This is a genomic window from Limosilactobacillus kribbianus (assembly GCF_026413145.1).
Taxonomy (GTDB): Bacteria; Bacillota; Bacilli; order Lactobacillales; family Lactobacillaceae; genus Limosilactobacillus; species Limosilactobacillus kribbianus.
The window spans coordinates 1-12,991 of the sequence record NZ_JAOVYZ010000008.1 but is presented as its reverse complement, the minus strand read 5'-3'; the positions used below and the strand labels follow the sequence as shown (position 1 = coordinate 12,991).

Sequence of the window (12,991 nt, the reverse complement as noted above, 5' to 3'; positions counted from 1 at the left end):
CCTCCTTAAAGATCGGCACTGATGGTGTGGAAATAACGGTCAACCACGGACCGGTAAGCAATCGCCAGAGCCAGGTTATGGAGCATTTTCTGTTGGTCCGTTTCGACAGCAATCACTTCTTCGGGGATTTGCCGATGCATGGCCACACGAACAGCGTTCTCCAGCTCGGTACAAAAGCAGTCGTAGGCGCTGGCAAAGCTTTCCCGGCTCCCCTGCTGGATTTCCACGGCCACCCGCAGCGAGGCCAGGGGCAAGACATTCTTAGCCGCCGCGATAAAGACCAAGCGGGCCAGATGATCACGCCCGTATTGCCGTCTTTGGGGATGGCTGAGCAGGTGATGTTTGACATAGCTGCTGGCCATTGCGCTGGTCAAGCGCACATCACCCAATGCCGCCAAATTTTCATTGACGTACTCGACCGCCTGCTCAAGGTAAAGGCCTAGCCTTGGCAATTCAGCATAGCGTGGCAGATGCAGATCCATTGCAGCTGGATTCTGTTCCGTTTTTTCCATTCCAATTCCTCATTTCAAAAACATTATAACGACCGGCAGCAGAAGGCGTCAATCGACGGCTTGCTCTGGCTGGTCTTCCTTTAAGATTGCCGTTTGCTTGATTCGGAGCGCGACCGGTGTTCCCTGGGTATCGGTGTCGATCACAAAGGAACCGTTGGACTTAACCGAGCCGAGGTGGTGATCGCTAACCGCGATGTCTTGGAACTGTGGCCGGTCGGTAATCACCTCAAAGGCACCGGCAAAGTCACTGTCGTAGGCCAGAAAGTCGGCAATCAGGTGCGGGTGATTCTTGAGCCGGCGCAAGACAAGCTCACCCCGCCGTGCGCGGGCACCGACTTCAATTTCGTCGAGTGGCATTAGCTTGAAAGCCCCCCGCTGCGTAATCGTTGCAACCCGCTGACCGGCTGTGACCAGAGCCAAGTTGGCCATGACGTCGCCAGCCTTTAAGTTGATGGCCCGCACGCCGGCCGTCCGCACGCCGGTCACCGGAACGTCGGCCACGTCAAAGCGAACCGCGTAGCCTTCCCGGCTAATTGCCAGGAGCGAGCGGCTCTTTTCTTCTGGTTCATAGTAATCCACGCTCACCAGACGGGCAGCCTTGTCCTTGAGCTTGATTGCCACGCTGGCGTGACTCTTGTAACGCGATCCCGGCTGGTAATCCGCAAAGGCCGATTGTTTGACCTGACCGTCGCTGGTCCCCATGATCAGGGTTCCCGGCAGGTCGAGCTTGTCAAAAAGCATCGCCTTGATGATCTCCTCATCATCAGCCAAACCAATCGTCTGCGAGATGTGCTCCCCGGTGTCCTTCCAGCGGGCGTCAGCAATCTCGTGGACCGGCCGGTAGATGATGTGGCCCAGGTTAGTGAACATGAAGAGGTGGGCCAGGGTATTGGTCTGTTGGATCAGCAGTGGGTAGTCATCCTCACGCAGGCCGTTTTCGTCAATGGCAGAGGCTTTAAAGGACCGCAGACTACTGCGCTTGATGTAGCCGGCATGGGAAACCAGGACTACGACGTCCTCGTTGGCCACGGTGACCGTGGTGTCGATCTCCAGTTTTTCGACCTGGTCCTCAATCTTGGTCCGCCGCGGGTTGCCGAACTCCTTCTTAATCGCCCGCATTTCACGTTTAAGGACCTTGGCCAGCTCGTGCTCATCGTCTAAGATCAGCTGGTACTCCTTGATTTCCTGATTCAATTTCGCCTGCTCGTCCTCAAGTTCGGTGACGTCAGTGTTGGTCAGCCGGTACAGCTGAAGGGTCACGATGGCCTCCGCTTGCTCCGGCGTGAAACTGTACTGGTTGACCAGGTTGCGCTTAGCGTCCTGGCGATTCTTGCTGGCCCGAATCGTCTTGATGACCTGGTCCAGGATTGAAAGAGCCTTGATCAGTCCTTCGACGATGTGGAGACGGTGCTGGGCCTTGTTCAGGTTAAACTGGGTCCGCCGCCGGACGACCTGCTTTTGAAAGGCCAGGTAAGAAGTCAGGATGTGTTTTAAGCCGACCCGCATCGGACGCTGATCATCAATGGCCACCATATTGAAGTTGTAATTGATCTGCAGGTCGGTGTTCTTTAACAAGTAATTGAGAACCCCGCTGGCATCGACACCCCGCTTGAGTTCGATTGCGATCCGCAAACCGGAGCGGTCGGTTTCGTCACGCGCCTCGGCGATTCCCTCCACCTTTTTGGCCAGCCGTAAGTCGTTGATCCGCTTGACCAGCTGAGCCTTGTTGACCTCGTAGGGAATTTCAGTGACATTGATCTGTTGCCGGCCGCCGCGCAGAGTCTCAATTTCCGTCTTAGCCCGGACCACAATCCGACCGCGACCGGTCTGGTAAGCCTTTTTAATGCCATCGATACCCTGAATAATCCCCCCGGTTGGAAAATCCGGGCCGGGAATAAATTCCATCAGCTTATCCAGGTCAGCCGTGGGATGGTCGATCAGGTAAATCAGAGCGTCCAACACCTCGGCCAGGTTATGGGTTGGAATTTCGGTTGCGTAACCAGCGGAAATCCCCGTCGCCCCGTTGACCAGGAGGTTCGGGATCCGGGCCGGCAGAACGGTCGGTTCCTTTTCTGTGTCGTCGAAGTTTAAGGTCATCTCGACCGTGTCCTTGTCGATGTCTTGCAGCATCAGTCCGGCGATCTTGCTCAGCCGAGCCTCGGTATACCGCATCGCCGCAGCCGGGTCGCCGTCCATCGACCCGTTGTTACCGTGCATCTCGACCAGGGGCTCGCGTAGCTTCCAATCCTGACTGAGCCGCACCAAGGCCTCATAGATCGAACTGTCGCCGTGGGGGTGGAAGTTCCCCATGACGTTCCCAACCGACTTGGCAGACTTGCGGAAGCCCTTATTGTAGGTGTTGCCATCCTTGTTCATGGCAAAAAGGATCCGCCGCTGCACCGGCTTTAAGCCGTCACGAATGTCTGGCAGGGCCCGCTCCTGAATAATTGATTTCGAATACCGACCAAAACGATCACCCATGATCTGTTCGAGTGACATGGTCTCAATCTTCGCGCTTTTCACAAAAAACGCATCCTTTCTCTTGTATCTTCAAAAATTTGACGGTGGGACAGAACTCGCTTGCGAGTTCGTCTTCCCACCTCGCCGATGCGGAGCTAGCCTATCTGGTGAGCGTTGATTTATTAGCGTTCGAACTCGCTTTGCATTGTAGCCAGCTACCGCACTATAGCATTCATAGCTATATAACAGCAAAGAGGCTGGGGTAATTCCCAGCTTCTAGATTATTACTTGTTCGAGTTTAATCGTCCCTTGCTTTCCACCAGCTGATCCGATTCCTGATCATCGCTGAGGGTGAACTGGACGTGATCCTCGATCCACTCCCGCCGCGGTTCAACCTTATTGCCCATCAGGGTCGTAACCCGGCGTTCGGCCAGCTCGGCATCCTCAATCCGTACCCGGATCAAGGTTCGCGTTTCCGGATTCATCGTTGTCTCCCAGAGCTGGTCGGCGTTCATCTCACCAAGCCCCTTGAAACGTTGCAGGGAAGCAGTCTTCCCCATTGACTTAGTAAGGGCAGTCAATTCGTCGTTGGTCCAGGCGTAGGTGATCTTTGTCTTGGCTCCCCGGCCTTGTTGCAGGCGGTAGAGCGGCGGCAGGGCGATGTAGACCTTGCCTGCCTCGATCATCGGCCGCATGTACTTGTAGAAGAAAGTCAGCAGTAAGATTTGGATGTGGGCCCCGTCATCGTCGGCATCGGTCATAATAATGATCTTGTCGTAGTTGGAATCCTCAACGTTGAATTCGGAGCCGGCCCCGGCACCCACTGTGTAGATGATCGTGTTGAGCTCTTCGTTTTTTAAAACGTCATCGAGCTTGGCCTTTTCGGTGTTGAGAACCTTACCCCGTAACGGCAGGATTGCCTGGTACTTACGATCGCGACCCTGTTTGGCGGAACCGCCGGCCGAATCCCCTTCGACTAAGAAGAGCTCGTTTTTCTTAGCGTTCTTCGATTGAGCCGGTGTCAGCTTGCCGGAAAGATTGCGTTCCTTCTTGCTGCGCCGCTTGCCGCCCCGGGCCTGGTTACGGGCCTTGCGGGCGGCTTCACGGGCTTCACGGGCTTTGAGAGACTTTTTGATCAGCATCTGGGCAAAGTCGCCGTTTTCCATCAGGGCGTAGTTCAACTGCTCGCTGACGATCGAATCAACGATCTTGCGGGCCTCCGGAGTCCCCAGCTTGTCCTTGGTCTGGCCTTCAAATTGCAACAGGCGTTCCGGAATCCGAACGGAAACGACGGCCGTTAATCCTTCGCGGACATCACTTCCCTCTAGGTTCTTCCCGTTAGCCTTTAGCAAACCGACCTTCTTGGCATATTCGTTGAAGGTCTTGGTCCAAGCGTTGCGGAAACCGGCCTCATGAGTTCCTCCGTCCGGCGTCCGAACGTTGTTGACAAAGGACAGCAGGTTTTCGGAATAACCATCGTTATACTGGGCCGCGACCTCAACTTCGACCCCATCCTGCTTGCCATCAAAGTAGAGAACCTTGCCCAGGGTGTCCTTGCCTTCGTTGAGATAGGACACAAACTCTTGGATCCCGTCCTCGTACTGGAAAACGTCCTGTTTTTCTTGTCCCGGCCGTTTATCGGTCAGGATAATCTTGATTCCCTTGAGCAGGAAGGCTGATTCGCGCAGCCGATTGGCCAGGGTGTTGTAGTCATAGACCGTCGTCGTAAAGATCTTGGGGTCCGGCTTAAAGGAGACCGTCGTCCCGTTGCCGGCCGTGGTCTTGCCCAGTTTCTTGAGGGTTCCGACCGGCTGGCCCCCATCCTTAAAGATTTCACGATAACGCTGGTGATCCCGGACAATCGTCAGCGTCAGGTGGGTCGACAAGGCGTTGACGACCGAGGCCCCAACACCGTGCAGCCCCCCCGAGGTCTTATAACCATCGGATTGACCGAATTTCCCACCGGCGTGCAGGACGGTCATAATAACCTCTGGCGTTGGCTTCCCGGAGGCGTGCATCCCCACGGGCATCCCCCGTCCATGGTCCTGAACCGTGATTGCATTGTCGGCTTCGATCGTGACGCTGATTTCCTTCCCGTAGCCGGAAAGAGCCTCGTCTACCGCGTTATCGACAATTTCATATACCAAGTGATGAAGCCCCCGGGCATCGGTCGAGCCGATGTACATCCCCGGCCGCTTGCGAACCGCTTCCAGGCCCTTCAAGACCTGAATGGAGGAGTCATCATATTTTACTTTCTTCGTGGTCACAAAATGACCTCCCATTTATCACATTGTTGGCTGGACATAAACATATGTTCGATAAAAACATTTTAGCATTGCAATTTAGCGAACGCAAATTCTTTTTAACCTGCGAAAGCAACATCTTAAATAATACGCAAAACCGGCCGATTTCGCAAACCGCCGCCAAAAATGACGGTAGCACAACGGCCGCTTTCATGCTATTCTTGATGGGCACCCACGCAATTATCAATGAGGAGCAAATTAAATGACATTCAAAATTATCATCATGGTCGTCGTGGCCTACCTACTGGGGTCAATCCCCTCAGGGCTATGGATCGGCCAGATTTTCTATCACAAGGACATCCGCAAGCTCGGCAGCGGTAATATTGGAACCACCAACACCTTTCGAACCCTCGGCCCCAAAGCGGGAATTGTCGTCCTCTTCATGGACGTGCTCAAGGGGACCCTGGCCGCCTGTCAGCCCTACTTCTGGGGCGTCAGCGCAGCCGTTAATCCCCTGCTGATTGGACTTTTCGCTTCGCTAGGTCATACCGCCTCGGTTTTTGACCACTTCCACGGGGGCAAGGCAGTGGCAACTAGTGCCGGGATCCTGTTGGCCTACAATCCGCCACTCTTCGGGATCGCCTGCCTGATCTTCATCACCACCCTGCTGCTGACCAGCATGGCTAGTTGTGCCAGCATCATCGGTATCAGCGCCGTCTTCGTGATTGCCCTGTGCGAACAGGACTGGATCCTGACCCTGGTGTCCGGCTTCTTGACCCTGGTGGTTCTCAATCGCCACCGCAGCAACATTAAACGCATTTTTGCCGGAACGGAGTCGATGGTCGGCTTCGGGCTAGGCCACTATCTGCGTGAACATCACCAGAAATAAAGAAACCTTGATCGCCGCAATGGTAATCAAGGCTTCTTTATTTTTCTGACTTTAGAATGGCCGGATGCTAAAGCGGTAGTCGGCCGTCTGTCCCGGTGCCAACCGGTGCATGTCCTGCTTATGGAGCAGCTGGCCGTCCGCATTGACGTTATCAGCAATTCCCCACCAGGGTTCGACGCAGACAAAGTTGGCCTTAGCCGGATAAGCAGACCAAACACCGACATACTGAGTTCCGCGGGTGGTGACACTGACTCCGTGCTGACCAGCCGGGTCGTGTAAGGTCGCAGTGAAATTGCTGCCCGCGGTCTTGAAGATTATGGCATCGTGAGCAAAGAGCTCGTGGTTCAATGTCAATGGCTTAGTCATATCGATGAATTGCGGGTGATTAGAATCATTATAAGGGCCGTCTAGAACGATCCGGGAATATTCCCCAGTTGGATCAACGCTCAGCTGAATCTGATCGAAGGCTTGCCCGCTCGTCAGCGGCATATTGAATCCCGGATGGGCACCGATCGCGTATACCAGGGTGCGCTCGCTAGCAGGATTTTCCACCCGGTAATCAACGTGAACGGAATCACCCACTAATTCCATGGTGACAAACAGACGAAAGGCGAAGGGAAAAGCCGCCCGGGTTTGTTCGTCGTCGTGCTGCTCAAAAACCACCCGGTCACTTTCCTGCTCTACCACGGCAAAGCGCCGGTCCCGGGCAAAACCGTGTTGGGTCTGGTGATAGATCTGGCCTTCAAAGACATACTGATCGTCCTTTAAACGACCAACAAAGGGAAAGAGGATCGGGGCCTGCCGTCCCCAACTGGCCGCATCTCCCTGCCAGAGGTACTCGCCTGTCTCCCCCTGGCGCTTGATGCTGTGCAACTGGGCACCAAGTTCATTAATTTCTACCGTTAATTGGTCATTATGCAAAGAAATCATTACGATCATCCTCCATTGTTAAGCGCTTATCATTTAAATGCTAAAAAAGCTCCTAAGTGCACGATAGCAGATTAGGAAAGCCTTTTCAATCAATCTCTATTGGTAAAATAGTAAAATTTTACGTAAAAGTTTTTACTTTTGAACTTCTTCCTTATAATCACCGTTCGGACAGACAACCTGCTTGCCGCCCTTAACCTTCTTTTCAACCAGGAAGTGCCCATCCTTTGGGCAGTCCCGGCCGATCGGCTTGTCCCAGGAAACGAAGTCACAGTCCGGATAGCGGGAACAGCCGTAAAAGACCCGGTTTTTCTTGGACTTACGTTCGACCACGGTCCCTTGGTGACACTTCGGACAGGTCACGCCGGTATCCTTGACGATCGCCTTGGTGTTACGACATTTCGGGAAGCGGGAGCAGGCGTAGAACTTGCCGTAACGGCCCATCTTGACCACCATCGGGGCACCGCAGATCTCACAGTCCATCCCCGCCAGCTCGTCACGCATCTGAATCTTAGCAACCTGATCCTCGGCGTCCTTGACCTCCTTGGAGAAAGGCTGGTAGAAACTGTCGACCACCTTGACCCAGTTGCGCTTGCCGGCTTCAACCTGGTCCAGTTCACCTTCGACGTCGGCTGTAAACTTAGCGTTGACGATCTCTGGGAACTGCTTTTCAATGATCTGGTTGACAATTTCACCGAGTTCCGTTGGTTCAAAATGACGGGAAACCAGGCGCACATAGTACCGCCGCTGAATCGTGTCCAGGGTCGGAGCGTAGGTTGACGGCCGGCCCACCCCGTTTTGTTCCAGAGTCTTGATTAGTGCCGCTTCAGTGTAGCGGGCCGGTGGCTGGGTGAAGTGTTGGGCTGGGTTATCGCTGACCATCTTGGCCGCGTCCCCCTCGTTTAAGTCCGGCAGGAGGTTATCCTTTTCTTCCCCCCGCTTGTAAACTTTGGTAAAACCAGGGAACTTCACCTTGGAACCGTTGGCCCGGAAGTTGACCTTATTCTGCTCCAAATCGACCGTCATTGTGTCCACGACTTGGGCCGTCATCTGACTAGCCACAAAGCGGGACCAGATCAGGCTGTAGAGCTTGTATTGGTCGTTTGTCAGGTAAGGTTTCATTTCGGCCGGAGTCCGGTAAACCGAGGTTGGCCGGATCGCCTCGTGGGCGTCCTGGGCCCCTTCCGGCAGCTTGCCCTTGACCGGCTTGACAGCGGCAAACTCGCCCCCGTATTGTTCATGGATAAACTGTGAGGCCTCATGCTTAGCAATTAAGGCAATCCGGGTCGAGTCCGTCCGCATGTAGGTAATCAGTCCAACCGGAGCCCCTTGTTTGATATCAATCCCCTCATAGAGCATCTGGGCCGCCATCATCGTCTTCCGGGTCCGGAAGTTCAAACGGCGGTTGGCATCCTGCTGCATGGTCGAGGTCGTGTAAGGCGGTTGCGGCAGCCGTTTGCGTTCACGCCGGGTCACCTTGGTAATTGCAAAGTTTTTGCGCCGGTCGAGCTTGCCTAAGACCGCTTGGACATCCGCATTGTTATGAAGAGGCAGCTTTTTGCCGTTTTCGCCATAGAAACTGGCGTTAAACTTATCCCGGCCATGCTGGAATTCGGCATCGATCGTCCAGTATTCTTCCGGCTGGAAGTTCTTGATTTCGTTTTCCCGCTTGATGATCAGGTTGAGGGCCACGGACTGAACCCGGCCGGCACTGAGTCCTTTCTTAACCTTCTTCCAGAGGATCGGGCTGATGGAATACCCCACCAGCCGATCAAGGACCCGCCGCGCCTGCTGGGCATCAACCAGGTCCATGTTGATCGTCCGGGGTTCTTTAAAGGCCTCTTTGACCGCATCCTTGGTGATTTCGTTGAAGGTTACCCGGTTTTTGTCCTTGTCATCCAGCTTAAGGATGTTGGAAACGTGCCAAGCGATGGCCTCCCCTTCCCGGTCGGGGTCCGATGCCAGATAGACCGCCTTGGCATTTTTGGCGTCCTTGCGCAGTTCCTTGATGACGTCCCCCTTGCCCCGGATTGAGATATAGTCGGGTTGGTAGTTATTTTCAACGTCGACCCCCATCCGGCTCTTGGGCAGGTCGCGGACGTGGCCGAGACTGGCGACCACCTTATAGGACCGGCCCAAGAAGCGGCCGATCGTCTTCGCCTTCGACGGCGATTCGACGATCACCAGCTTCTTCTTGGGCTTGGCCCGACGGGTAGTACGCTTCTTCGTCGTCTTCTTACTTGTTTTACTTGCTGTTGTTTTGGTTGCCATAAAGTAGGCTCCTCACGTTTTATGATGATTTTCTTCTATCTATTATTAGCCCATTTAACCATTATCTGTCAAATCCGAAAAGCTTTTTTCCGAAAATATCTTGCCCTAGACAAATTCATCGAGTAGGTCCTGGGCCCGCAAAATTGGCTTGGCTCCAGCGGCAATCAGTTCGTTTGTGCCTAGGGAGCGGATTGTGTCGATTCGTCCCGGGACCGCACAGACGTTGCGATTCTCGTCCAAAGCGATGTTGGCAGTAATAATACTACCACTATTAAAACACCCCGTAATATCAACGATTACGGGGTGTTTATTTATTCATGTGTCTCATTTGTGTCTCAACGCTCTGACTTCATCTATTTTCTAAATTGGTAGAATCGCAAGGCAATACTTAATTAAATTATACCACGAAGACCGTCGAGCCGGTCGTATTGAATCTATGTAATACATGAAAGGATGATCAATATGACAAATCAATAACTATTAAACTACTCAACAACTAATATTTATTTGAGTTTATCATCGTCTAACGGTAAACAACTTGTATACGTAACATGTGACGACGATGAATTACGTTAATGCTCAGCTTGCCGCTCAGACGACACGAAAAATAGTTTGACGTATACTCCCCATCGTTTAAATTCGTCTCATAGCTAAATTAAGACCGTCAAGACGGTCTACCTGATCTTATGTTAAAGAAAGGATGATGAACAATGAGTGATGAAGAATTAAACAACTTAAAATTTTATGATTACAAATCGGAAATGGTGGATGAATTGGAGGCCATACTCAAAGATTCAGATATTACTTTCAACTGCAAAAATCGAGGTGAAGCTTACGAAGACTTGCAAGATCTAGCATTTGATCGTGATATCACAGGAAACAGAACCGGTAGCTATTGGTGTAATGAGCTGAAAGCAGAAAGAGCGCTGCTTGGAAATTTTGATCTAGTACAAGATGCACTTGACGATTTCAGCATGGAGTCAATCGACTCACCAGAGTTATTTTCAGGCGAGCATTTAGACGTATTAGTCCGTGAATATCTCTTACCTTCTGTTATAGACGATGTACTGGACAAGCACAACATCGCTCCATTTTAATATAAGAAAGGATTGAACACATTATGCAAAATCAAACAGAAAAACTACAAGGAATCCAACGTTACTATCAACGTACACGTCAGGGTGAGTACGGTAATAATTACTACATTGAGCCACGCGAAACTTGCCCTCTCTACGTACTTAACAGTGATGATCGTTTTGTTGTTGTCACCTTTGATCGTGACGATAACTATGTTGTTGTCGATAATAAACGATACTATCTCAACAAATACAACTCCATTAAAGCAACAGACAAAATTCAGCAACGTGTTGCCGTCGTGGACTTAGACGAGTTGCAGAAGTCGAAAGGCTACCCATACTCTGATAAGTTTTCACATCGTTACACGTCAGTATTCGAATCGTTCGACGAATTGAAACATCTAGCAATGTCACAGTATGAACGCAACGGCATTCCTTACGTCAAACAATTAGCCCAATACAACGAGAATACCGCCACATGTTCTTACGTGTATGAGCCAAGTTTTGCCAACGCAACCGACCCAGTTACAGCAACGTAACCAACACGACATTAACCCGAAAAATCGGGTTTTCTTTTAGCTTGTTAGTTCTATTTGTTGGTCGATTAGACGTCGACGTTTCACCAATGTAGGCAAATTACAAAAGAGCATAAGAGAATTTGCCAAGTGTAGATATATACACAAAATAGAACCCGCATTATTTGCGGGTTTTTATTTCGTATAAAATTATAGTAAATGTCCCAATATGGACTATATATTAGCATACTTGACAAAATTCAGCATGTTTCCAAAATGCGGTTCAAATCATGGAAGAACGCAATCTCTCACTGTGTAATACTTAACGCCTAAATTGGCAATTTGACCTTTCCAACGAAATTTTCACTTTTTGGCCCACCAATTGTTCGAGGACCGGACTTAAAACGAATTGTCATCAAAACGTGACAATACAACCAAACGAAAGAGCCTCGATCCGCAAACAGGACGAGTCCCAGTATGAAAATTGACTGAAACTACATGATAATCAGTCGTTGTCTTTATTGTTATACATCTTAAAAAGCACCTTTAAAATATCTTGGTCTGTTGCATCTTTATTAAGACCATATGCTTGTAAAATCAGCTTGTCATTTTTACGGTGTGCGTCACGTAAGTCGCTCGGCATCAATAGCTCTTTGTACATGTCTGCCAACGATAATGACGGATGATTAGCACGAGCATTGAGAATACCTTCAGCGCTTTTCTCTAACTTTTCTTTTAATTCATTTGTTAGTTTTGGCATCGGAAAATTATAATATACGGATGATGAATACCTGTAGTCGCTCTTCAACCTTCCGGCCACTGTTTTCATCCAAGCGACGTGCAATGATGATTCTAATATAGCAAAATCTTCAAGTGTTGCATCATAAACAATTGTTGTAGCATCCCCGGCGATTGTTTTAGGATCCATAAAGCCAATTGGTATATATTCTCTGTTTTCAGATGAGTGCCGTGGAATTACTAAATACTCTGTATCTGGCTGCCTGTTTTGTGCAAACAACCAAGGAGTTTCAGCTGCTTTTTTAATCCGTGACGCACTACTTGATAGTCGCTTTTCTTTAATATGTTGAAACCGATCTTTCATATGGTCAGCTTTAATTATCTTCGGCAACTCGTCACCAACATCAGCAAACCAAAGGCAATACCTAGTCCTTTCATTTAAGTCATGCAAAAACTCATGAGCTCCTATAAATGGACGAATATATTTGCTCAAAATTGGATATTCCTTTGACATGGTTTTGGCTTCTTCTGGTGATAAGAATAGTTGCCCGTCATCAGTTGCAGGACTTCCAGTTGTCATTTTACTTTTGTCTTTAGGCCTTTTTGGTCTTGAGCTTATCCAAATATCTTCTTCAGGTACTAAATATGGGTTGATGTGATCACATTTAGTTAACTTGCCACCGTCATATAGTTCTTTAATATTGTTTATTTTGTGAAACGAATATCCGACGATTACGCAATGAACAGCTGCCTTATTTTTAGCTTCGTTTGTCCAGATAAAGGTTCGTCTAGCAAATTGAATTTCAACTCCAGCATTAATCATGTCTTTCCAAAATGTTGGAACACATTCACCTTGGCAAATTGAATTTGTTGATACAAAAGCACATTTGACAGATGAGTTCTTATAATCACTAACATAATCTAATGATTTCTTATACCAGCAAATGACATAGTCCTGTTTAGTTTCACGACTACCTTTTCCAAAAATATCTATCATATCTTGTTTTTGCTCGTTGCTCCGATACGATTGTCCGACAAACGGAGGATTGCCCATAATATAATTAACATCATATGGTTCAACAATCTCGGACCAATCCATTCTCAAAGCATTTCCTTCAAAAATTGAGTCGTTGCTATCCAATGGTAAGAAGTCGTCACGACTATATATAATGTCTGAAACTTGAAAGCCAGGAATAACGGCTAATCACCGCTATCCCTGGCTTTCTTGTTATAAAAATGGCAGATTGTAAAATTTAAGTTGAACATTTAAGTGGACAGAAAAACCCATCAAGGTCTTTAATGGTGTTACCGTACAATCCATTAGAAAGAAGGACCTTGATGAGCACCACTATTTTATCAT

Annotated in this window: 9 protein-coding genes and 1 pseudogene; 3 read left to right on the top strand and 7 right to left on the bottom strand. The window is 49.8% G+C overall.

The window, feature by feature from the left end; genetic code table 11:
• Window positions 1-5 precede the first annotated feature (5 nt).
• The 3 genes from OCT58_RS03205 to parE all read right to left on the bottom strand — a co-directional run bounded on the left by OCT58_RS03205 (window position 6) and on the right by parE (window position 5,254).
• The gene (locus tag OCT58_RS03205) at window positions 6-512 is read right to left on the bottom strand and encodes a DUF1836 domain-containing protein (RefSeq protein ID WP_267201405.1); all 507 of its coding nucleotides are present in this window, start codon (window positions 510-512) and stop codon (window positions 6-8) included.
• 48 nt (window positions 513-560) lie between these two features.
• A complete protein-coding gene (gene parC, locus OCT58_RS03200; protein ID WP_267201403.1) occupies window positions 561-3,035 on the bottom strand; it encodes a DNA topoisomerase IV subunit A in 2,475 nt (824 codons plus the stop codon).
• 221 nt (window positions 3,036-3,256) lie between these two features.
• Window positions 3,257-5,254 (bottom strand): DNA topoisomerase IV subunit B, encoded by a 1,998-nt coding sequence (gene parE, locus OCT58_RS03195; RefSeq protein WP_267201402.1) that lies wholly within the window; start codon window positions 5,252-5,254, stop codon window positions 3,257-3,259.
• A gap of 223 nt (window positions 5,255-5,477) precedes the next feature.
• On the opposite strand from parE, the gene plsY reads away from it, so the two are divergent.
• Window positions 5,478-6,104 carry a glycerol-3-phosphate 1-O-acyltransferase PlsY gene (gene plsY / locus OCT58_RS03190; RefSeq protein ID WP_267201401.1) on the top strand — a complete coding sequence of 209 codons (627 nt, stop codon included), beginning with the start codon at window positions 5,478-5,480 and terminating at the stop codon, window positions 6,102-6,104.
• A 51-nt stretch (window positions 6,105-6,155) separates the two neighbouring features.
• On the opposite strand, the gene OCT58_RS03185 is transcribed toward plsY, so the two are convergent.
• From OCT58_RS03185 to OCT58_RS03175, 3 genes and pseudogenes are all read right to left on the bottom strand, one after another.
• Entirely contained in the window at window positions 6,156-7,034 is an 879-nt protein-coding gene (locus OCT58_RS03185) for an aldose 1-epimerase family protein (RefSeq protein WP_267201400.1), read from the bottom strand.
• A 132-nt stretch (window positions 7,035-7,166) separates the two neighbouring features.
• Window positions 7,167-9,302 (bottom strand): type I DNA topoisomerase, encoded by a 2,136-nt coding sequence (gene topA, locus OCT58_RS03180; RefSeq protein WP_267201399.1) that lies wholly within the window; start codon window positions 9,300-9,302, stop codon window positions 7,167-7,169.
• 105 nt (window positions 9,303-9,407) lie between these two features.
• A pseudogene (locus tag OCT58_RS03175) lies at window positions 9,408-9,575 on the bottom strand (DNA-processing protein DprA); the annotation flags it as partial.
• 437 nt (window positions 9,576-10,012) lie between these two features.
• Between OCT58_RS03175 and OCT58_RS03170 the strand changes: the two are divergent.
• On the top strand, window positions 10,013-10,399 hold the full coding sequence (locus OCT58_RS03170) for a hypothetical protein (protein WP_034983385.1): 387 nt from the start codon (window positions 10,013-10,015) through the stop codon (window positions 10,397-10,399).
• A 23-nt stretch (window positions 10,400-10,422) separates the two neighbouring features.
• Window positions 10,423-10,917 carry a hypothetical protein gene (locus OCT58_RS03165; protein WP_267201397.1) on the top strand — a complete coding sequence of 165 codons (495 nt, stop codon included), beginning with the start codon at window positions 10,423-10,425 and terminating at the stop codon, window positions 10,915-10,917.
• A gap of 481 nt (window positions 10,918-11,398) precedes the next feature.
• Here OCT58_RS03165 and OCT58_RS03160 read toward each other — a convergent pair whose 3' ends face one another.
• The gene (locus tag OCT58_RS03160) at window positions 11,399-12,799 is read right to left on the bottom strand and encodes a type IIL restriction-modification enzyme MmeI (protein WP_368669246.1); all 1,401 of its coding nucleotides are present in this window, start codon (window positions 12,797-12,799) and stop codon (window positions 11,399-11,401) included.
• Window positions 12,800-12,991 lie beyond the last annotated feature (192 nt).

Coding starts and splice junctions, on each gene's coding strand:
- topA (WP_267201399.1), bottom strand. CDS start 9,302: ATGGCAACCAAAACAACAGCAAGTAAAACAAGTAAGAAGACGACGAAG.
- OCT58_RS03165 (WP_267201397.1), top strand. CDS start 10,423: ATGCAAAATCAAACAGAAAAACTACAAGGAATCCAACGTTACTATCAA.
- plsY (WP_267201401.1), top strand. CDS start 5,478: ATGACATTCAAAATTATCATCATGGTCGTCGTGGCCTACCTACTGGGG.
- parE (WP_267201402.1), bottom strand. CDS start 5,254: ATGGGAGGTCATTTTGTGACCACGAAGAAAGTAAAATATGATGACTCC.
- OCT58_RS03205 (WP_267201405.1), bottom strand. CDS start 512: ATGGAAAAAACGGAACAGAATCCAGCTGCAATGGATCTGCATCTGCCA.
- OCT58_RS03170 (WP_034983385.1), top strand. CDS start 10,013: ATGAGTGATGAAGAATTAAACAACTTAAAATTTTATGATTACAAATCG.
- OCT58_RS03185 (WP_267201400.1), bottom strand. CDS start 7,034: ATGATTTCTTTGCATAATGACCAATTAACGGTAGAAATTAATGAACTT.